The sequence below is a fragment of the Polycladomyces subterraneus genome (genome assembly GCF_030433435.1).
Taxonomy (GTDB): domain Bacteria; phylum Bacillota; class Bacilli; order Thermoactinomycetales; family JIR-001; genus Polycladomyces; species Polycladomyces subterraneus.
The window spans coordinates 44307-66281 of the sequence record NZ_JANRHH010000038.1 but is presented as its reverse complement, the minus strand read 5'-3'; the positions used below and the strand labels follow the sequence as shown (position 1 = coordinate 66281).

Annotated in this window: 21 protein-coding genes; all 21 read left to right on the top strand. The window is 54.4% G+C overall.

The genetic code is table 11. The features are described from left to right. Positions 1–123: 123 nt before the first annotated feature. The gene (locus NWF35_RS11180) at positions 124–4416 is read left to right on the top strand and encodes a PolC-type DNA polymerase III (RefSeq protein ID WP_301239155.1); all 4293 of its coding nucleotides are present in this window, start codon (positions 124–126) and stop codon (positions 4414–4416) included. Positions 4417–4878: 462 nt separating this feature from the next. After that, positions 4879–5340 carry a ribosome maturation factor RimP gene (gene rimP / locus NWF35_RS11175; protein WP_205494385.1) on the top strand — a complete coding sequence of 154 codons (462 nt, stop codon included), beginning with the start codon at positions 4879–4881 and terminating at the stop codon, positions 5338–5340. 23 nt (positions 5341–5363) lie between these two features. Then, positions 5364–6470, top strand: coding sequence for a transcription termination factor NusA (nusA, locus tag NWF35_RS11170; protein ID WP_301239153.1), 1107 nt, complete (start codon positions 5364–5366; stop codon positions 6468–6470). 47 nt (positions 6471–6517) lie between these two features. Further along, positions 6518–6796 (top strand): RNase P modulator RnpM, encoded by a 279-nt coding sequence (rnpM, locus tag NWF35_RS11165; RefSeq protein ID WP_212772447.1) that lies wholly within the window; start codon positions 6518–6520, stop codon positions 6794–6796. Next, on the top strand, positions 6789–7085 hold the full coding sequence (locus NWF35_RS11160; protein WP_301239152.1) for a YlxQ family RNA-binding protein: 297 nt from the start codon (positions 6789–6791) through the stop codon (positions 7083–7085). Before rnpM ends, NWF35_RS11160 begins: the two co-directional genes overlap by 8 nt. A gap of 18 nt (positions 7086–7103) precedes the next feature. After that, positions 7104–9341: a translation initiation factor IF-2 gene (gene infB / locus NWF35_RS11155; RefSeq protein WP_301239150.1), complete on the top strand. Its 2238-nt coding sequence runs from the start codon at positions 7104–7106 to the stop codon at positions 9339–9341. Between the two features lie 2 nt (positions 9342–9343). Further along, positions 9344–9625, top strand: a complete 282-nt coding sequence (locus NWF35_RS11150) for a DUF503 domain-containing protein (protein ID WP_301239149.1) — start codon at positions 9344–9346, stop codon at positions 9623–9625. 23 nt (positions 9626–9648) lie between these two features. Then, complete coding sequence (gene rbfA, locus NWF35_RS11145; protein WP_301239147.1) at positions 9649–10008, top strand: 30S ribosome-binding factor RbfA; 360 nt, start codon at positions 9649–9651, stop codon at positions 10006–10008. After that, positions 9989–10984, top strand: a complete 996-nt coding sequence (locus NWF35_RS11140; protein WP_363321611.1) for a DHH family phosphoesterase — start codon at positions 9989–9991, stop codon at positions 10982–10984. Before rbfA ends, NWF35_RS11140 begins: the two co-directional genes overlap by 20 nt. Then, positions 10981–11892 (top strand): tRNA pseudouridine(55) synthase TruB, encoded by a 912-nt coding sequence (gene truB, locus NWF35_RS11135; RefSeq protein ID WP_301239146.1) that lies wholly within the window; start codon positions 10981–10983, stop codon positions 11890–11892. Before NWF35_RS11140 ends, truB begins: the two co-directional genes overlap by 4 nt. A gap of 6 nt (positions 11893–11898) precedes the next feature. Then, positions 11899–12858, top strand: coding sequence for a bifunctional riboflavin kinase/FAD synthetase (locus tag NWF35_RS11130; RefSeq protein WP_301239144.1), 960 nt, complete (start codon positions 11899–11901; stop codon positions 12856–12858). Positions 12859–13057: 199 nt separating this feature from the next. Further along, a complete protein-coding gene (rpsO, locus tag NWF35_RS11125; RefSeq protein ID WP_301239142.1) occupies positions 13058–13327 on the top strand; it encodes a 30S ribosomal protein S15 in 270 nt (89 codons plus the stop codon). Positions 13328–13450: 123 nt separating this feature from the next. Next, positions 13451–15553 carry a polyribonucleotide nucleotidyltransferase gene (locus NWF35_RS11120; protein WP_301239140.1) on the top strand — a complete coding sequence of 701 codons (2103 nt, stop codon included), beginning with the start codon at positions 13451–13453 and terminating at the stop codon, positions 15551–15553. Positions 15554–15712: 159 nt separating this feature from the next. Next, positions 15713–16693 carry a polysaccharide deacetylase family protein gene (locus tag NWF35_RS11115; protein WP_301239139.1) on the top strand — a complete coding sequence of 327 codons (981 nt, stop codon included), beginning with the start codon at positions 15713–15715 and terminating at the stop codon, positions 16691–16693. 77 nt (positions 16694–16770) lie between these two features. After that, complete coding sequence (locus NWF35_RS11110; RefSeq protein WP_301239138.1) at positions 16771–18024, top strand: M16 family metallopeptidase; 1254 nt, start codon at positions 16771–16773, stop codon at positions 18022–18024. Then, positions 18002–18460 (top strand): dUTP diphosphatase, encoded by a 459-nt coding sequence (gene dut / locus NWF35_RS11105; protein WP_435873877.1) that lies wholly within the window; start codon positions 18002–18004, stop codon positions 18458–18460. Before NWF35_RS11110 ends, dut begins: the two co-directional genes overlap by 23 nt. Positions 18461–18483: 23 nt before the next feature. Further along, the gene (locus tag NWF35_RS11100; protein ID WP_301239136.1) at positions 18484–18657 is read left to right on the top strand and encodes an aspartyl-phosphate phosphatase Spo0E family protein; all 174 of its coding nucleotides are present in this window, start codon (positions 18484–18486) and stop codon (positions 18655–18657) included. Between the two features lie 283 nt (positions 18658–18940). Further along, positions 18941–19210: a YlmC/YmxH family sporulation protein gene (locus NWF35_RS11095; RefSeq protein WP_301239134.1), complete on the top strand. Its 270-nt coding sequence runs from the start codon at positions 18941–18943 to the stop codon at positions 19208–19210. Between the two features lie 110 nt (positions 19211–19320). Continuing rightward, on the top strand, positions 19321–20220 hold the full coding sequence (dpsA, locus tag NWF35_RS11090) for a dipicolinate synthase subunit DpsA (RefSeq protein WP_301239133.1): 900 nt from the start codon (positions 19321–19323) through the stop codon (positions 20218–20220). Next, positions 20217–20819: a dipicolinate synthase subunit B gene (locus NWF35_RS11085; RefSeq protein ID WP_301239131.1), complete on the top strand. Its 603-nt coding sequence runs from the start codon at positions 20217–20219 to the stop codon at positions 20817–20819. The genes dpsA and NWF35_RS11085 overlap by 4 nt, the downstream gene beginning before the upstream one ends. Before the next feature lie 118 nt (positions 20820–20937). Further along, positions 20938–21975, top strand: a complete 1038-nt coding sequence (locus tag NWF35_RS11080) for an aspartate-semialdehyde dehydrogenase (RefSeq protein WP_301239200.1) — start codon at positions 20938–20940, stop codon at positions 21973–21975.

Here is a 21975-nt window from a genome sequence, read left to right as displayed (position 1 = left end):
GTTTTCGTTGGGGCTTTGATCACTTTCGAAATGTCGACGCATAAAGCGAACAACCTCCTAGTCGCCTATCTCTCTTTCTGATACACTCTTAAGAGACGAAATGGTAGGGAGGTGAACCGGACGATGTCTTCTGCGGCTCTCAAACTGGAGAAGTTGTTGGCGCATGCCAATCTGTCGCCAGAGTGGTGGAACGAGCATTTTTCGGGTGCGTACATAGAAAAGGTTCGGGTCAGTCGCAAGAGGCAGTCATGGACGATCCTTCTTCGCTTGCCCCGTTTGGTACCTCCGCATATCGTACAGGAGGCGCAAGAGCGGATTTCCCGGGCGTTTCAGGCGTATGCCCGCGTTTCACTCAAGGTCCGCTTTGATCATGTGGAAATGAACCAGCTGCTGGAGGTTTACTGGCAAGTGATCCGGCATCATGTGGCAGAGAACGTTTCCGCTGCAGCAGCTGGTTGGTTGGGCAAAGCAACATGGAACTGGGAACGGGATCGGCTCACCATCGTGTTTCCCAATCCGATGATGTTGAATATGGCACGTCAAAAACGGGTGGACGATGCAATCGCTTCCTATTTGCAGGATCTTTCCGGCGGACGCATTTCGGTGATCCTGTCGAGTGAACAGGCCGAAACGGCGGAGGAGCGCTTTCGCGAACAACAGGAAGAAGCGATGCGCGCATTGGTGGAGGAAGCGTTGGTTCAGCGTGAGGAAGCCAAGTCTGGGTCGGCGGAACCACCCGCCCACGAGCCGGAAGAGCTGGCGATCGGATACGACTTTCAGGATGAACCGATTCCGATCAGACAGATTCAGGAAGAAGAGCGACGCGTCGCCATCAAGGGGGAAGTATTCAATTCCGAGGTTCGCGAATTGCGAAGCGGACGGACGCTGTTGACGTTTAACCTCACTGATTTTACGGATTCGATTCAAGTCAAGGTGTTTGCCCGCGACAAAGAAGATGCGGCCATGCTTTCCCGCGTCAAAGACGGTATATGGGTGAAGGCGCGCGGCTCCGTCCAGTTTGATACCTTTGCCCGTGAGCTGGTGTTGATCGCAAACGACTTGCGCGAGACGGCCCCGGTGCGCAGGATGGACACGGCGGAAGAGAAACGGGTGGAATTGCATCTGCACACGTCGATGAGTGCGATGGACGGTGTATACGATGCGGGTGATATGATCAAACGGGCGGCCGAGTGGGGTCACCCAGCGGTGGCGGTCACTGACCACGGTGTCGTGCAGGCGTTTCCCGAAGCCTACAGTGCGGGGAAAAAGCACGGCATCAAGGTGATTCTGGGTGTCGAGGCGTATGTGGTGGACGATGGGGTCCCGATTGTGATGAACGCTGCCCACCGTGAGCTGAAAGAGGATACCTATGTGGTGTTCGACGTGGAGACGACGGGCTTGTCCGCCGTGCACGACACCATTATCGAGCTGGCCGCGGTCAAGGTGAAAAACGGTGAAATTATTGACCGTTTCGAGTCGTTTGCCAACCCGCACCGTCCGCTGACAGCCCAGATTACGGAACTGACCGGGATTACAGACGACATGCTGGAAGGGGCACCGGAAGTGGAGGACGTGCTGTCCCGTTTTCTGGAGTTTGTCGGCGACAGCGTCCTGGTGGCTCACAATGCCCGTTTCGACATGGGCTTCTTGCAGATGGGAGTAAAACGGATGGGGTTGCAGTCGGTGACCAACCCCGTCATCGACACATTGGAATTGGCCCGCTTCCTCTATCCGGGGATGAAAAACTACCGACTGAACACCCTCTGTAAACAGTTTGACATCCATCTAGAACAGCATCACCGGGCCATCTATGATGCGGAAGCGACCGGATACCTTACGTGGAAGATGATCGTCGACTGCGTCGAACGGGATATCCGATATCTCGAACAGCTGAACGATTTCACCGGTGAACGGGATATCAGCCGTTTGCGGCCTTTTCACGCGATTATACTTGTCCAAAATGAAACCGGTCTGAAGAACCTTTACAAGCTGATTTCGCTTTCCCATCTGAAATACTTCGGTAACAAAACACCACGCATTCCGCGCAGTGAACTGATCAAACACCGGGAAGGGCTGATCATCGGGTCAGGTTGTGAGAAAGGGGAGCTGTACGAGGCGGCATTGCAGAAGTCTCCGCAAGAAGTGGAAGCGATCGCGCAGTTCTACGATTATCTGGAGATCCAGCCGGTGGAAGTGAACCGCCACCTGATCGAAAAAGGGATCGTCGAAAGCGAGGAGCGTCTGCGCGAGGCCAACCGTTTGTTGGTGGAGATCGGGGAGAAATTGGGCAAACCGGTGGTGGCCACATCCAATGCCCACTACCTTGACGAGTGGGATGCGATATACCGTGAGATTTTGGTGGCCAACGACAACCGTTTCCGTCAAACCGACCCGTTGCCCAAAGTCTATTTCCGCACCACCGACGAAATGTTGGAGGAGTTTTCGTATCTCGGCGAAGACAAGGCGTTTGAGGTGGTGGTGGCTAATTCACGCAAAATTGCTGATATGGTGGAAGAGCTGAAGCCTTTCCCTGATGAATTGCACACCCCGATCATCGAAGGCGCGGACGAAGAGCTGCGGCGCATTTGTTATGAGACGGCAAAAAACACGTATGGTGATCCGCTGCCGGACATCGTGCGCGAGCGGTTGGAAAAGGAACTTAACAGCATTATCAAGCACGGGTTTGCCGTTATTTATCTCATCGCTCATAAATTGGTGACCAAATCGCTGTCCGACGGATACCTGGTAGGATCGCGGGGGTCGGTCGGATCGTCTTTTGTGGCGACGATGAGTTCGATCACAGAGGTAAACCCATTGCCGCCGCACTATATCTGTCCCAACTGCAAATACAATGAATTTATCACCGACGGCTCGGTGGCGTCCGGTTTCGACTTACCGCGCAAGGATTGTCCGGAGTGTGGTACGCCGTTGAAAAAAGACGGGCACGATATCCCGTTTGAGACGTTCCTCGGATTCGAGGGGGACAAAGTACCCGATATCGATTTGAACTTCTCCGGGGAGTACCAGCCCCGCGCCCACAAATACACTGAGGAATTGTTCGGCAAGGATTACGTGTATCGTGCCGGAACGATCTCGACGGTGGCTGAAAAGACGGCGTATGGGTTTGTGAAAAAGTACCAGGAGGAGCGGCAGCTCAACTGGCGGAATGCAGAGGTCGAGCGCATGGTGCGCGGATGCAGCGGGGTGAAGCGGACAACCGGGCAGCATCCCGGCGGGCTGATGGTCATTCCCAACAACCGGGAAGTGTATGATTTCACCCCCATTCAGCGTCCGGCGGACGATCCCAAATCGGAGACGATCACGACGCACTTCGATTACCATGCGATCAGCGGCCGCCTGTTGAAACTGGATATCCTGGGTCACGACGATCCGACAGTGATCCGCATGTTGCAGGATTTGACCGGTGTGGACCCCAAAACGATTCCGACCGACGATCCCGAAGTGTTGAAGCTGTTCAGCGGGACGGAGTCGCTCGGGGTGACACCGGAGGACTTGGGCGGCAACACGATGGGTACCCTGGGCATTCCCGAATTCGGCACCCGTTTTGTCCGTCAAATGCTGGAGGACACCAAGCCGACTACATTTGGCGAGCTGGTCCGCATCTCCGGGTTGTCCCACGGGACCGATGTGTGGCTCAACAACGCCCAGGATCTGATCCGCAGTGGTACGGCGAAGCTGTCCGAGGTGATTTCTACCCGGGACGACATCATGGTCTATCTGATCTACAAGGGATTGCCACCCTCCAAAGCGTTCAAGATCATGGAGAAGGTACGGAAAGGGAAAGGTCTGACCGACGAAGAGGCCGATTTCATGCGGCAGCATAATGTGCCGGAGTGGTATATCGAATCCTGCCGCAAGATCAAGTACATGTTCCCTAAAGCACACGCGGTGGCTTACGTGATGATGGCCGTGCGCATCGCTTGGTTCAAGGTGTACTATCCGGCGGAGTATTATGCCACCTATTTCTCGGTTCGTGCCGACGATTTCGACTTGGAGCTGGTGCTCAAGGGTAAGGATGCGATCCGTCGGCAGATCGAGGAGATCCTGGAAAAAGGTAACGCCGCCACGGCCAAGGAAAAGGGCTTGCTGACCGTATTGGAATCGGCGCAGGAGATGTTGGCCCGCGGCCTCAAGTTCGGTAACATCGATTTGTACCGCTCTGACGCCATCCGGTTCCAGGTGGACGGCGACCGCCTGCTTCCGCCGTTTTCCTCCGTCTCCGGTATTGGGGAAAACGCGGCGCGCAATATCGTACAGGCACGGGAGCAGGGCGAGTTTCTCTCCATTGAAGACTTGCAAAAGCGGAGCCGTATATCCAGCGCAGTAGTGGAAGTGCTTAAAAAACTGGGTTGTCTCGAAGGGTTGCCGGAGAGCAACCAGTTGACGCTGTTTTAAATCAAATCGGATTGCGCTTCGCAACCGGTTGGTAGGGCGTGTCTGGCCATCCGTGAGTTGCTACGCGTTCCCAAAGAGCGATTGACCAAGCCCCGGCCGAGCGGAGAACGGAAAAACACGGGAATTGGATCGCGGGTCATTTCCTCTTAAGCGAAGCGAACTTTGTCAGTGCCCCGGCATTCGGTTCGGGGCGGACTTTGGCTTCATCATTGACGGGCGCAGGTGGAGCGAGTCTAAAAAGCCATGCGGACTATATACACACCAGACACGCGTCAAGCTTCCCCCTCCTTTTTGCCACACCGTTCCAGTTTCATTGCATCCGACGAAATGATTGTGATATAATGATTTTGGCTAAACTGTAGCGTAGATATCGTCCGGCCGAAAAGAGTGGGTCATAGCCCACTCTTTCGCTTTGTCGCACGGGTTCTGGACAAGAAAGGCACACATGAAGGAGGGTGCGGGTTGAGCCAGCAGGTAGTGGAAACGGTTGAACAGTTGGCGGCCCCCATTTTGGCAGCGGAGGGGCTGGAACTGGTCGACATCACGTTCCAAAAGGAAGGAAAAAACTGGTATTTGCGTTTGTTCATCGATAAAATCGAGGGGCGCGTCGACTTGGACGACATCAGCCGCGTCAGTGAAAAGCTGAGCGAAGAACTGGACCGTGTCGACCCCATTCCCGGGGCCTATTTCCTGGAGGTTTCTTCGCCGGGGGCGGAACGGCCGCTGAAAAAACCACGGGATTTTGAGCGGGCCGTGGGAAAATTCGTCCATATCACCACGTTGGAGCCGGTTGCCGGACGCAACAAGTTTGAGGGAACATTGACTGCATACGCGCCGGATGTGCTCACGGTCGAGGTCGAAGGCAAACCGGTGGAAATTCCATTTGACAAAGTATCGAAAGCACGGTTGGCCATTGTTTTTTAATCGAAGGGAGGAGAACGATTCCGATGAATGCAGAGTTCATCGAGGCCCTCAATCAGCTGGAAAAAGAGAAAGGCATCAGCAAGGACGTGTTGATCGAGGCGTTGGAAGCCGCGCTGATCTCCGGTTACAAACGCAATTTCCACTCCGCGCAGAACGTGCGGGTGGACATTGACCGTGAAACCGGCGTGGTGCGTGTATTTGCTCGAAAAACAGTCGTCGATGAGGTAACTGATCCGCGGTTGGAGATATCGCTGGAGGCCGCCAGGGAGATCAATCCCGCCTATCAGCTGGATGATATCGTCGAAATTGAAGTGACACCGAAAGATTTCGGACGGATCGCTGCCCAGACCGCCAAACAGGTGGTCACCCAACGCATCCGCGAGGCTGAACGCAATATCATTTACGACCAGTTTGTAGATCGCGAGGAGGACATTGTCACTGGCGTGGTACAGCGGGCCGATCATCGCCAGTACTATATCGACCTGGGCAAGGTGGAAGCGCTCCTGCCGTATAACGAAACGATGCCGGGTGAGCGTTTCAAACAGGGCGAACGGGTGAAAACGTACATCACCCGGGTCGAGAAATCGACCAAAGGGCCGATGATCTATGTTTCCCGTACCCATCCCGGTCTTTTGAAACGGTTATTTGAGTTGGAAGTGCCAGAAATCTACGAAGGGATCGTTGAGATCAAATCGGTGGCGAGAGAAGCCGGCTTCCGTTCCAAAATCGCGGTGTCGTCTCGGGATGAACAGGTGGACCCGGTCGGCGCTTGCGTGGGACACCGCGGCATGCGTGTGCAGACAGTGGTGAATGAGCTGCGCGGAGAGAAAATCGACATCGTCCGCTACTCCGATGATCCGCAGGAATTCGTTGCCAATGCGCTCAGTCCATCCAAGGTGGTCAGCGTGGACATCTTGGAGGATGAGAAAGTGGCTCGCGTGGTCGTGCCGGACCATCAACTGTCGCTGGCGATCGGCAAAGAAGGGCAGAATGCCCGACTGGCGGCCAAATTGACCGGTTGGAAGATCGACATCAAGAGCGAATCGGAAGCGCAAGAAGAAGCAAATGTTGATGAGGTAACCGACACCTTGGAACCGGATGTAGAAACAACGGAAGAAGAGAACGCATAAGCCGATCGTAACAACTTTCCATCCATCTGAAGGAGGTGGACGGAGCGATGCGGACCAGAAAGGTACCGATGCGAAAATGTGTCGCGTGTCAGGAAATGATGCCGAAAAAGGAACTGATTAGGGTGGTTCGGACACCGGAGCAAGAGATCCTGATTGACCCCACCGGGAAAAAATCGGGTCGAGGCGCTTATCTGTGCGGTAAGGAGGAGTGCTTCCGGTTGGCCAAAAAGAAAAAAGCGCTGGACCGGGCACTCAAAGTGCAAGTGGACGATTCGATCTACGACCGGTTACAAGAAGAGTTGTCACGGGTGAATTTGCATGGATAAACGGTTACAACTGCTTGGCTTGGCACAGCGCGCGGGGAAAGTCGTGACCGGAGAGGAAGCAGTGCTGCGGGCAATCCGCTCGGGTCAAGCCGCCGCGGTGATTTTGGCGGAAGATGCATCCGACAACACGCGGAAGCGGTTTACCGATAAATGTTCATACTACAATGTTCCCCTTTGGTACATGGGGACACGGACTGAACTGGGAAGAGCGATCGGGAAGCCGGAACGGGTGGTGATTGCGCTCACTGACCCCGGTTTTGCCCGTGCGATGAGGCAGAAGGCAGAGTAACAGACGGGGGTGACGAGTTTGACCAAACTTCGTGTATACGAATATGCAAAACAGATGAATATGAGTAGTAAGGAAGTATTGACCATCCTGCAACGGATGAACATCAACGTGAATAATCATATGAGCGTAATGGACGATCAAATGGTGCAAAAGGTGGAACAGTTCATCAAAAATGTGAAGGAGCAAAATGCTCCGATCAAAGCGAAACAGTCCGGGGTATCCGGCAACAAACGCCCAAACGGATCGTCCAAAACGCAAGAGGAAACCAAAGGACAACCAAAAGCGGCGGAGCAAAAAAACATGGGTGGGAAGAACAAAGAGGTGAACATGAAGAAACAACGGAACAAAGCAGCAAACGATACCGGGGAAACGGTCGGAATCAAAGGAAAATCATCACGTAAAGGTGCGTTTGACAACCGCGAGAACGGTGGAAAAAAAGGACGGGGCAAAAAACAAAAAGATCGGAATCGTCGTCCTGCGCAATCGGAGAAACCGGCACCGAAGCTGCCGTCGGAAATTGAGATTTCGGGACCGATGACAGTTGGTGAAGCAGCCAAACTGATGCGTCGGGAAGCTGCTGATGTAATCCGCAAGTTGATGGGTCTCGGTGTGTTGGCCACCATCAACCAGGAAATCGATCCGGATACGATCACCCTGGTGGCGGAGGAATATGGCATCAAGGTAAAAGTCAAAGAAGAGATCGACGAATCGGCCTTTGAAGAAATCGAAGAAATCGATGATCCCGAAGATTTGCAGGAACGGCCGCCAGTGGTTACGATCATGGGGCACGTGGACCACGGAAAAACCACGCTGTTGGATACGATTCGCCACTCCAATATCACAGCGGGAGAAGCCGGGGGCATTACCCAACACATCGGAGCATACCAAGTGGAAGCCAATGGCAAGAAAATCACGTTCCTCGACACCCCAGGTCACGCCGCGTTCACGACGATGCGGGCGCGCGGAGCCAAGGTGACGGACATCACCGTGCTGGTCGTCGCTGCGGATGACGGTGTGATGCCACAGACCGTGGAGGCGATCAACCACGCCAAGGCGGCCGACGTGCCAATCATCGTGGCGGTGAATAAGATGGACAAACCGGATGCCAATCCGGACCGCGTCAAGCAACAATTGATGGAACACGGTTTGGTGCCGGAAGAATGGGGTGGAGACACCATTTTTGTCCCTGTGTCCGCACTTAAGGGTGAAGGGATTGACGAGCTTCTGGAAATGATTTTGCTCGTGGCCGAAGTGCAGGAATTGAAAGCCAATCCCAATAAACGTGCGCGCGGTGTCGTCATCGAAGCCGAGTTGGACAAGGGACGCGGACCTGTCGCCACCGTGTTGGTGCAAAACGGGACGTTGCGTGTCGGTGACAGCATCGTGGCCGGCAACTACTTCGGTAAAGTGCGGGCGATGGTCAACGACCGTGGACGAAGGATCAAAGCAGCACCGCCGTCTACGCCGGTGGAAATTTTGGGACTGCAGGACGTGCCGAATGCCGGGGATGCGTTCATGGTCTTTGAAGACGAGAAAAAAGCGAGGGCCATCGCTGAAAAACGTGCTGAGAAACAGCGGCAACAGGAGCTGCGTGCGCAAAGTCGCGTTACGTTGGACGATCTGTACAAGCAGATTCAGGAAGGCGAAGTGAAGGAGCTCAACATCATCATCAAGGCCGACGTGCAGGGTTCGGTGGAGGCGTTGCGCGGGGCCTTGGAAAAGATCGATGTCGAGGGGGTTCGGGTGAAGATCATCCACTCCGCTGTGGGTGCGATCACCGAATCCGACATCATTCTGGCATCTGCTTCTAATGCGATCATCATCGGTTTCAACGTCCGGCCTGAACCGAATGCCCGGGCCACGGCGGAACAGGAAAAAGTGGATATTCGACTGCACCGCGTGATTTACAATGTGATCGAAGAAATCGAAGCGGCGATGAAGGGGATGCTGGACCCCGAATACGAAGAAAAAGTGGTCGGTTCGGCAGAAGTGCGTCAGATCTTCAAAGTCTCCCGGATCGGGACGATTGCTGGTTGCTACGTTACGGAGGGCAAAATTGTCCGCGACGGAAAAGTGCGCTTGATCCGCGACGGCATCGTGGTACACGACGGGGAGATCGACACACTGAAGCGCTTCAAAGACGATGTGCGTGAAGTAGCTCAGGGATACGAATGCGGTTTAACCCTCAAAAACTTTAACGACATCAAAGAGGGCGATGTGGTCGAAGTGTACGTCATCCAAGAAGTGGAGCGGTGAACGTGTACGTCGGCATTCAGGAATGTGAAGGACGGATCATCGGATCCACCTCGCTCAAAGAGAAGCGTCGGGTGATCAAGAGCGGGATCAGCCGGATTCAACACCGGTTCAACCTGTCGGTGGCGGAAGTCGGATTCCAGGACGACCGCCAACGCACCCGCTTAGCCATGGCCGGAGTCGGCTCCAGCAGAAAAGTGGTGGAACAGGAGCTCCGGCAGGCTTTGCGCCTGCTGGAGGATTTGGATGGATTGGAAATTTTGCACGCGGAACTATCGTTCGTGTAGATCACCAGGAGGAGGTATCGGCGATGGCTCGCATCCGCGTGAGTCGCGTCGGCGAACAAATCAAAAAAGAGTTGAGCCAGATTTTGCAACAAGAACTGAAAGACCCCCGCATCGGTTTTGTTACGATCACCTCGGTCGAAATGAGTGGGGATCTCCAACACGCCAAAGTCTATGTCAGCGTCATGGGCGACGAAGAGCAGAAGAAAAACACCTTGGCGGCATTGAACAAGGCCAAGGGATTCATCCGGTCGGAGATTGGGCGACGCATTACCTTGCGTCATACGCCCGAGCTGGTCTTCAAGGTGGATGAATCCATCGAGCACGGTCAATACATCAATCAATTGTTGAGAGAAGTGAAAACGGATGATGTGGGAGACCAATAATCAATTGGAGGCGGCCACCCGTTTCGTTCAGGACGCTGACCGGTTTCTCGTGGTTTCCCATGTCAATCCCGACGGTGACGCGATCGGTTCGACCCTCGGCGTCGGGCAAATCCTGAAACAATTGGGGAAACGTTACGTGATGGTCAACGAATCCGCTATCCCGCAGAAATATCAATTCCTCCCGGATTGTGGCCAAATCCGGTCCCCGGAAGATCTTCGCACCGAGGCGCCGTTTTCCTATGTAATCGCGGTGGATGCGGCGGATGCTGATCGCATGGGGGAGTGTCGGAAGCTGTTCGCCCGGGATGTGCACATTCTCAACATCGACCATCACGCCACCAATGACCGCTTCGGCACGGTCAACGTGGTCATTCCTGATGCGGCGGCGACGGCGCAAGTGCTGTACGATTGGGTCGAACAGATGGGATTGGAGTGGACCCAAGAATTGGCCACCTGCATTTACACGGGGTTATTGACTGATACGGGCGGCTTTCGATACGCCAATACCACCCCCCGGGTGATGAACCAAGCGGCCCACCTGATCGATCGGAAAGTGGAAGCACACCGGATTGCGGAGGAAGTGTTGGAAACCACTACGTTGGCGCATTTGCAACTGTTGCGCAAAGCGCTGGAAACGCTGCGCCTTTCCAAAGACGGGCAGATCGCCTGGATGTGGATCCGGCGGCGAGACATCGAAGCGACAGGAGCCAGAGAAGAGGATTGGGACGGCATCGTCAATTACGCCCGTAATGTGATGGGCGTTGATGTGGGCATTCTGTTCCGTGAAGTCAATGAGAAAACGATTCGCGTCAGCTTTCGCTCGCGCAGAATCGTGGATGTCGGCGCATTGGCACAGACATTGGGTGGTGGCGGACATGCACGGGCGGCCGGCTGCACGATCATGGGAAGCGCCGGGGAAGTGGAACGGCAAGTGTTGCAAAAGGTGGCCAGCGCCCTGCGGCGCGTGGTGTCATGACGATTCATGGCATCATCCCCGTGCATAAAGCCCCAGGCATGACTTCCCATGATGTGGTGGCCCGTATCCGCAAGCTGACGGGACAAAGGCGCGTTGGCCACACCGGGACGCTGGACCCCGACGTGGAAGGGGTTCTTCCCGTGTGTTTGGGACAAGCCACGCGAATCGTGGAATATATTCAGGAATTGCCCAAACAGTATCTCGGTACCATGGTGCTGGGTCGTTCCACCGACACGGAGGATGCCTCGGGGGATGTGTTGGAGGATCGCCCCGTCGATCGCATTGATCCTGACGATATCAACGAAGTGTTCCAGCGTTTTCACGGCACAATCACGCAGATTCCGCCGATGTTTTCGGCGGTGAAGGTAAAGGGAAAACGGCTATATGAGTTGGCGCGCGAAGGGAAAGAAGTCAAACGCCCGTCAAGACAGGTAACCATATACCGCTTGCACGCTACCCGGATTCGGCCGGAAGGACCCTATCCCGAAGTGGACTTTGATGTCACCTGTTCCCGAGGGACCTATGTGCGGACGCTGTGTGTCGACATCGGCAAAGCGTTGGGTTATCCCGCTCACATGTCCCGTTTGATCCGGGTGAAAAGTGGCCCTTTTGTCTTGGAGGATGCGGTGACATTGGAAGAATTGGCGGAAGTGGCGGCGGACGGAAGATGGGAGGAAGTGCTCCACCCGATCGATGCGGTACTGGGTCATTTTCCGGCTGTCGTGGTATCAGGGCGGGCCGAATCCGGTGTGTTAAACGGACAGCCCCTTGAATGTGACCCAGTCAACGGATGCGATTGGGAAGGGCGTCTGATCCGGGTCTATGGTGACACTCACGGTTTTTGCGGTATTTACCGCTTGAATAATGACGGTGTCGCTTTGGCAGAAAAAGTGTTCCGGAATGGGTGAAGCGACATGGAGACGATTCATCTGCGATATCCGTTACAATCCTATGAACCCGTGCCTCCGGTGGCGTTAGCGATTGGCTATTTTGACGGTGTCCACCTGGGACATCAGGCGGTGATTCGGCAAGCCCGGCGGATGGCGCAAGAGCGGGGTATTCAAACAGCGGTGATGACGTTCCATCCCCATCCCAGGGAAGTGTTGGGCCAGGTCAAGATGTCCCGGTACCTTACTCCCCTTCCGGAAAAGCTGAAGCAGTTTGCGCAACTGGGAGTGGACCGAACATATGTGATGAGGTTCGATCGGGATTTCGCTGGTCTTTCCAAGGAATCATTCGTCGAAGAAGTGTTGATTCCGCTCCGTGTACAGGCGGTGTCCGTTGGATTCAACTTTCGGTTTGGCCATCGTGCACAAGGGTGTGCACAAGATCTGGATGTATTGGCAAAGGACCGTTTCGTCGCCGAAGTGGTCATGCCGGTAGTGGATGAAGGTATCACTGTCAGCAGCACGCGCCTGCGCCGTGCACTGGGCGATGGGGAAATGGAGTTGGCCCACCGCATACTGGGACGTCCCTATACCGTGAAGGGAACGGTGGTCCAAGGTGACCGGCGGGGGCGAACCATCGGCTTTCCGACGGCCAATGTGCAACCGGAGGAACCGTATCTCATCCCCAAAAACGGGGTTTATGTGGTACAAGTGCGTCGGAATGGCCGAATCGATACAGGCGTGATGAACATCGGGACCCGTCCTACCTTTGACGATCCCGTTCCGCGGCACACTTTGGAAGTGCATCTGTTCGATGTGAACGAAGACCTGTACGGTCAGACTCTGGAAGTGGCGTTCCTCCATTTTCTGCGAGAAGAGAAACGATTTGATTCCGTGGATGCACTGGTCAAACAGATTCGGGCGGACGTCGCACAGGCACGCAACTGGTTGACGACCCACGGATGGATTGGCCAACAAATGGGCTAGGGCACGGTGTGTCCCAGGAAATCAAGGCAAAAAATTCATCTCGGGAGTACCATTTTGCATCGTACTTATGTTATACTATTATTCGGCACTTCGAACGAATGGGTTCGATGTGACGACAGACCCTGGCGCGGGTGATCGAGTCACCTCGGCGATGACCTGGGCCATGGGCATATGCAATCAACAAGGAGGTGAAACGGCGATGAGCTTGAGCCAAGAACGGAAGCGTGAAATCATTAACGAGTTCAAAACGCACGAGAACGACACCGGATCCCCGGAAGTGCAAATCGCCATTTTGACGCAGCGGATCAACGAACTCAACGAACACCTGAAGAAGCACAAAAAGGACCACCATTCTCGTCGCGGTCTCTTGAAAATGGTGGGACATCGCCGGAACTTGCTCAACTACCTGAAAAAGAAGGACGTTACGCGTTACCGTCAATTGATTGAAAAATTGGGATTGCGTCGGTGACAAAAAGCGGGGTATTCCCCGCTTTTTTCAGTAGATGCCCTCTAAAACCATAGAGGGCAGGAAATACTGTTTAGATGAAGAAATTTAGCAATGTGCTGTTTGAGAGGAGGATACGTACTCGCTATGGAACCTGCAAAATTTGAGACAGAATTGGCCGGCAGGCGACTTGTCCTGGAATTTGGCAATTACGCCAATCAGGCCAATGGTTCGGTCCTGGTGCGTTATGGAGATACAGTGGTCCTCGCGACGGCAGTAGCCTCCAAAGAACCGAGAGATACCGACTTTTTCCCGCTGACGGTCAACTATGAAGAGCGTTTGTACGCAGTTGGCAAGATCCCTGGCGGATTCATCAAACGTGAAGGACGTCCGAGCGAAAAAGCGGTGTTGGCCAGCCGTTTGATTGACCGACCGATTCGGCCGCTGTTCCCGGATGGTTTCAGAAACGAAGTGCAAGTGGTGTGTTTGGTCTTGTCTGTCGATCAGGATTGTTCCTCTGAGATTGCCGCGATGATCGGCGCATCCGCCGCTTTGTCCGTGTCAGATATCCCGTTTGCAGGCCCGATTGCCGGCGTGATCGTCGGACGGGTGGATGGGAAGCTGGTGATCAACCCGACAGTGAAGCAGATGGAAAGTAGCGACATGCATCTCGTGGTAGCCGGTACAAAAGACGCCATCAATATGGTGGAGGCCGGGTCCAACGAGGTGCCGGAGGAAGATATCCTGGAAGCGATTCTCTACGGTCATGAGACGGTACGTCGATTGGTCGAGTTCCAAGAGGAAATCGTGCGGGCGATCGGCAAGGAAAAAATGGAGCCTGAACTGTACGACGTGCCGGAAGAGCTGGAGCGTCACGTTCGCGAGATGGCGACGGACCGGTTGATCCAAGCGGCGCAGATCGTGGAGAAACAAGAACGGCAAAACGCGATCGACTCGATCAATCAGGAAGTGCTGGAGGCGCTTGCCGAGGAATATCCGGAACAGGAAGCGGATATTCTCAATGTGCTGCATGACATCCTCAAAGAAGAAGTGCGGCGCATGATTCTCGAGGAAGGCAAACGGCCCGACGGACGGACCGCCGAAGAAATCCGGCCGTTATCCAGCGAAGTTCACATTTTACCGCGCACGCACGGTTCTGGTCTGTTCCGACGGGGTCAGACGCAAGTGCTCAGCGTGTGTACCCTGGGTGCACTGGGAGATGTGCAGATTTTGGATGGTTTGGATCTGGAGGAGTCCAAACGGTTCATGCACCATTACAATTTCCCGCCTTTCAGCGTCGGCGAGGCACGACCGATCCGGGCGCCGGGACGGAGGGAAATTGGCCACGGTGCGTTGGGTGAACGCGCGCTGGAGCCTGTCATTCCTTCCGAGGATGAATTCCCCTATACCATCCGGTTGGTATCGGAAGTACTGGAGTCCAACGGTTCCACCTCCCAGGCCAGCATTTGCGCGTCCACATTGGCGTTGATGGATGCGGGTGTGCCGATCAAGGCTCCGGTGGCCGGTATTGCGATGGGGTTGGTTAAAGAGGGCGACCGGGTGGCAGTGCTGACGGACATCCAGGGTATGGAAGACCACTTGGGTGACATGGACTTCAAAGTAGCCGGTACGCGCAAAGGGGTCACCGCCCTGCAGATGGATATCAAAATTGAAGGCATCGACCGTGACATCTTGAAAGCGGCGTTGGAGCAGGCGCGCAATGCGCGGATGAAGATCCTGGACAACATGGCGCAAGCGATCGCAGAACCGCGTCGCGAGTTGTCGCCTTACGCTCCGAAAATCCTGACGATGCGCATCCATCCGGACAAGATCCGCGACGTGATCGGACCGAGCGGTCGCGTGATCAACCGCATCATCGACGAAACAGGCGTCAAAATCGACATCGAGCAGGACGGCCGTATCTACATCGCTTCCACCGATCCGAAACAAAACGAAGCGGCCAAGAAAATCATCGAAGACCTGGTGCGCGAGGTGGAAGTGGGCGAAACGTATCTCGGCACGGTCAAGCGAGTGGAGAAGTACGGCGCCTTTGTCGAGGTCCTGCCGGGCAAGGAAGGGTTGGTCCACATCTCGCAACTGGCTGAAAATCGAGTGGCCAAAGTGTCGGATGTCGTGAAGGTGGGAGACACGATTTTGGTCAAAGTAACGGAGATTGACGACCAAGGACGGATCAACCTGTCGCGCAAGGCGGTATTGAAGGAGCAGCCCAACATCAAGATCAAGAACTGAACAGGGTCCCGTTTCCCCGCCCGACGGGGCGGACCCGGGATTTTTTCAAAAAAGAGTCAGAGCTGATCTGCCTCTTTTTTATTTGGTCGCGTACAAGCTCCGCATAGGGAACGGATCGCCTGCATACGTTAGTACCAGCCCGTACGGGAGGTGCTTTCGGTGAGGCGATGGACGGCCAAAGGAGCCTTTTTGTTGATCTGTCTGCCGGTGGTGTGGGGGCTGGTTTCATCGGAACCCGTAGCCTCTTATGTGAGTCAGATTAAAGGAAAGGCCGAGCCGGTCTGGGGTTCCGACGACCTGTACGCTCGGATTCGGCAGGAAGCGCAAAAACGAGAAGAACCGCCGATCGATGCCCGGGTCGATCGGGTGTGGAAAGCCATTCCGGGCTATGACGGTCTTCAGGTGGATGTGGCGGCCACTTACCGGTTGGCCAAGCATAAAGGGTGGACGGAGCCAAAACAGTGGATCTATCGGGTTGTGCCCGCCCGGGTGACGCTCGACGATCTGGGACCCCACCCGATCTATCGCGGAAATGAACGTAAACCAATGGCCGCGTTGATGATCAATGTGGCATGGGGCACGGAATATCTGCCCACCATGTTGAATATCCTGCGGAAAGAGCGGGTCAAAGCGACGTTTTTTCTTGATGGATCGTGGTTAAAGGGTCATCCATCCGATGCGAAACGGTTAGTGGAGGCAGGGCACGAGATCGGCAATCATGCCTATTCTCATCCGATGATGAGCCGTCTCTCGCGGGAGCGAATGCGATCCGAGATGAAAAAGACGGAGCAGTTGATCCGTCAGACGTTGGGGATTCAGTCGCGATGGTTCGCACCACCCGCCGGCGATTACAATCAGGCGGTCGTGGAAGAAGCCGCTCGTCTGCATTTGAAAACAGTGTTGTGGACGGTGGATACGTTAGATTGGCGTCCCACTTCCACACCTGAATGGATGACGGCGCGTGTGAAAGCGGGTGCCGCTAACGGTGTGCTGGTGCTGATGCATCCCACTGACCGAACCGTAACGGCACTGCCTCAAATCATAAGCGTAATGAAGCAAAATGGAATAAAACTGGGAACGGTAAGTGAAGTTTTGTCTTCCAGCAGGGTGGAATCGGTTGAGCCCGTTCCACCGTTTTGATATAGTAGGGATACTTCTCTCTCCAAAAGACGTTTTCTTCCAATTAACAGAAGATGCAGTCCATAAGGGGGATCAATGTGATCGTTCAACATACATTGCCCAACGGGGTTCGTGTCGTGGCCGAACAGATTCCGTACGTACGTTCGGTGGCGTTGGGGTTGTGGGTCGGCGCCGGTTCCCGTCACGAATCCGAAGAAGACAACGGAATATCCCACTTTATCGAGCACATGCTGTTCAAGGGAACCCGGAAACGGACAGCGCGTCAATTGGCCGAAGCGTTTGATGAGATCGGCGGACAGGTAAACGCTTTTACATCCAAAGAGATGACGTGCTATTACGCCAAGGTGTTGGATCAGCATTTTCCGATCGCGTTGGATATTTTAGCGGATATGTTTTTTGAATCGACGTTTGCCGAAGGGGAAATCGCCAAAGAACAAAAGGTGATCGTCGAAGAGATTCGGATGGTGGAGGACACCCCGGATGATCTGATCCATGATCTTTTGTCATCGGTTGCTCTGAAAAACCATCCGCTGGGTTATCCGATCCTGGGCAGTGAAAGCAACGTGCGTTCCTTTGATCGCGGACGTCTGTTGTCCTATCGTGATCGATACTATCGGCCGGACAATCTGGTCATTGCCCTTGCGGGACATCTGCCGGACGATTTCATGTCATTGGTGGAATCTTATTTTGTGTCTTTTACGAGCGAACAGACAGCAGAAATGAAGCAACCTCCCTCGTTTTCCCATGAAGTGATCATCCGGAAAAAACAGACGGAGCAAACCCATCTCTGTTTGGGATTGCCCGGTGTCTCACTGGCTGATGAACGCATTTATCCTTTTATTCTTCTCAATAATATCCTCGGGGGCAACATGAGCTCCCGGCTATTCCAGGAAATACGGGAAGAGCGTGGGTTGGCCTATTCGGTTTACTCGTATCATTCCGCGTATCGCGATTGCGGATTGTTCGCTGTATATGCGGGAACAGCCCACGGGCAGGAAGAAGAAGTGACCGATCTGATTCTCCGAATACTGGAGGAAGTTCGGGAAAACGGTGTGACAGAATCGGAGTTGAAAAAGGCCAAGGAACAGATGAAAGGAAGCATGATGTTGGGTCTGGAGAGCACCAGTAACCGGATGAGCCGATTGGGGAAAAACGAGTTGCTGCTCGGTCGACATCTCACTTTAGACGAGATGGTGGCGCGCGTGGAAGATGTCACCTTGGAGGATGTTCGCAACATTGCCCGTGAGATTTTCTCTCAACCACTGTCAATGGCCCTGATTTCCCCGTCCGGGAACATTCCCGCATCATATGGGAGGGATCGACTTGTTTGAAGTGCGAGTCCGCCAACTTCCCGGTTGCGAAGATTTGCCGTTACCGGAGAAAATGTCGGAACAAGCCAGCGGTTTCGACCTCAGGGCGGCGGTTACGGAACCGCTGTTGATCGAACCGGGGAAGTGGAAATTGATTCCCACCGGGATTGCGTTGGAAATGCCGTCCGGGTTGGAGGCGCAGGTCCGGCCACGCAGCGGCTTAGCATTCAAAAAGGGAATCACGGTGTTGAATACACCAGGGACGATCGACGCCGATTACCGGGGAGAGCTGAGAATCATCTTAATCAATCTGGGGGAAGAAATCTTCACTATTGAACGCGGTGACCGGATTGCCCAGCTGGTCTTTCAGCAAGTGCCGCAAGTTCGGTTGATGCCGGCAAGGGAGTTAAGCGAAACCGTCCGGGGCAGCGGCGGTTTCGGCCATACCGGAATCTGAAGAAAAATGCGGGGGGACGTACGATGGAACCGACGCGTTTGACCGTGTTGGAACAGGAAATGGAGCGGTTGCGGTGGGAATTGTACCAAACGGATACCGATCCGCGGCATTTGTCTGAAGCGACCCTACTGCCCATCAGCAAGCAACTGGACGCACTGATTGTGGAGTATTACAAAGAAAAGAAGAAACAAATGTGAAGGGAGGTACCCTGAAAAGGGTACCAGGTTGTTGACTCGGGCTCCGATTTTCAGTCTCCGCTCCGCACTCGAGGGAAATTTTGACCCGCTGCTCTAAAAGTGGGTGGCCGTTTTCCCACGAGTGACCTTTGAGATTGTTGAAAGAGGAAACCGGCGCGCGCGGAATCGCGAGTGGTGAAAACAATTTGTCAGTAGTACAGCACCCTGAATGGGGTGCTTTTTTCATACCCGCTCGGACGAGGCGATACACTGTTAACAGAGTAAAGAATAGGGAGGAAATGTGATGCGATGGAGTGAGCTGACAGGAAAAGAGCTGATCGATTTGCAAAACGGGCAACGGTTGGGTGAATTGGGGAGGGCGGATTTGCTCATCGATCCGCAGACCGGAGAAATTGGATCACTGCTGTTTCCGGTTAGTCATTCGTGGTTTCAACGGAGACAGGACATGTTGACTATTTCTTGGAACAGGATTCGTAAAATCGGGCCGGATATGGTGATCGTCGATTCCGTCGGGGAACGAAACGGTTGGTATCACAGTGACAGAGGGCGGTAACCGATTCTTTTACCCTGTCATATGATGGCATCATACAGCGGCGATTTCCTTTTGGAAGGGTTCGTCTGGGGACGTCTCGTGAACGCTCCAAGGGAAAGGGGTCTTGGAGGATGATGACAGGGAAACATGTCGCGTTCCTCGGCGGGGATGCCCGTCAGTTGGAAGTGATTAAAAGTTGCATTGAACTGCAAGCTACGGTGAGCTTGATCGGGTTCGACAACTTGCAAAAGCCGTTCAGTGAAGCGAACCACCGCGAGTTGACCCATGAATTGCTGGAAACGGTGGACATATTGGTGTTGCCGATTGTGGGAACGGATGAGTATGGACAGGTGGACAGTGTTTTCACCTCCAAAAAATTGGTCCTGACGGAAACACATATACAATCCCTGCCCCGTCACGCCACCATCTACGCCGGCATGGCCAAACCGTACCTGCAGACTCTCTGTGCAGCTCATGGGATCCGTCTGATCGAACTGCTGAACCGGGATGATGTGGCCATCTACAACTCCATCCCGACGGTGGAAGGTGCACTGATGATGGCCATTCAAAACACCGACTTCACCATACACGGTTCCGTGTCGATGGTGTTGGGGCTGGGGCGTGTCGGTTTGACACTGGCACGTACGTTGAGCGCGATTGGCGCGAAAACCAGGGTGGGTGTTCGGCGGTCGGAACATGTAGCTCGCGCAGTCGAGATGGGATTGCAGCCTTTTTACTTATATGATTTGGCGCGGCAGGTGCATGATGTGGACTTATTGTTTAATACCATTCCATCCTTGGTCGTGACGGCGCAAGTGATCGCGCGGATGCCGCATCATGCGGTCATCATCGACCTGGCGTCCAAACCCGGCGGTGTCGATTTCGGGTATGCGGATAAGAGGGGAATCAAAGCCATGCTGGCCCCCAGTCTGCCCGGCATCGTGGCGCCCAAGACGGCGGGGAGGATACTGGCGCGAACGATGACCCGCCTGATGATGGAGGACATAGGGACAGAAGAGGTGGAAACATGAACCTGCAAAAAAAAACCATTGGATTTGCGTTGACCGGTTCTCACTGCACCCATGACGAAGTGTTGCCTCAGATGAGACGGCTCGTCCAATTGGGGGCGCGTGTCATCCCGATCATTTCCCATACGGTGGCCACGGTGGATAGCCGGTTCGGAACGGCGGAGGATTGGTTGCGTCAGATCAAGGAGATCACGCCGGAACCGATCATATCCACCGTACCGGAAGCGGAGCCGATCGGGCCAAAGAAAATGTTGGATTGTCTCGTAATCGCACCTTGTACGGGCAACTCGCTGGCGAGATTGGCCAACGCTTTGACTGACGGCCCCGTTTTGATGGCGGCCAAAGCCCAGATGCGCAATCATCGACCCGTGGTGATCGCCATCTCCACCAATGATGCGTTGGGCTTGAATGCCGCTAACCTGGCAAAGTTGTTGCCTGCCAAAAATATTTATTTTGTTCCTTTTGGACAGGACGCACCCGAAAAAAAACCCAACTCCATGGTGGCCCGAATGGAGCTGATCCCCGAAACCTGTGCAGCTGCGATCCAGGGTCGGCAATTACAACCCTTAATAGTTGAAAAGTATCGCTACTTGACTTCATAATAGTAAAGAGGCTTGTGAAGCAAACGAATGATTCTGGTTTGCGACGCCAGCATATACAAGGGTTCGCCGCTTGTGGAACCGCATCGAGGCGAAACAGGAAACAGGGGAGGAGATGCCGATGTCCGCACAAACGTATACGGTGGCCGTTGTCGGCGCAACGGGTGCGGTTGGACAACAAATGATCAAAACCCTGGAAGAGAGAAACTTTCCAGTCGGGGAACTGAAACCGTTGGCCTCTGCGCGGTCGGCCGGAACCACCGTTCGTTTCCGCGGTCAGGAGATCGTCGTTCAGGAAGCCACTCCGGAAGCGTTTGAAGGAGTGGATATTGCTTTGTTCAGCGCAGGAGGCGGTGTCAGTAAAGAATTGGCGCCCGAGGCTGCCAAGCGTGGGGCTGTGGTGGTGGACAACTCGAGCGCCTTCCGCATGGAGCCGGATGTACCGTTGGTGGTGCCGGAAGTCAATCCGGAAGAAATCAAAAAACACAAAGGGATTATCGCCAACCCGAACTGCTCCACGATTCAGATGGTGGTGGCGCTGAAGCCGTTGTATGATCGTTACGGGATCGAACGGATCATCGTCTCCACCTATCAAGCCGTTTCCGGCTCCGGTGCCAAAGCGATGGCTGAGCTGGAGGCACAAACCCGTGCTTATGTGAACGGGGACGAGATGCCGCTGAACGTGATGCCGGTCGCCAAATTGGATAAGCATTATCCGATTGCGTTCAACGTGATTCCGCAATGTGACGTGGCGCAGGAGAACGGGTACACTTTTGAGGAAATGAAAATGGTCAACGAAACCCGTAAGATCTTCGGGGACGAGACGATCGGGGTATCCGCCACGTGCGTGCGTGTGCCGGTATTGAGCGGCCACAGTGAATCCGTCTACGTGGAGTTGAAATCCGATTATGATCTGGACGAAGTGCGAGAGCTGTTACAGAACGCACCGGGTGTGATCGTCCAAGACGACATTTTCCAACAGATCTATCCGATGCCGGCCAACGTGGCGGGTCGCACGGAAGTGTTTGTCGGCCGCATCCGTCGGGATTTGACCAACCCCCGCGGGCTCAACTTGTGGGTTGTGGCGGACAACTTGTTGAAGGGCGCGGCAACCAACGCAGTACAGATCGCGGAAAAATGGATCGCATTCAAGGCATGA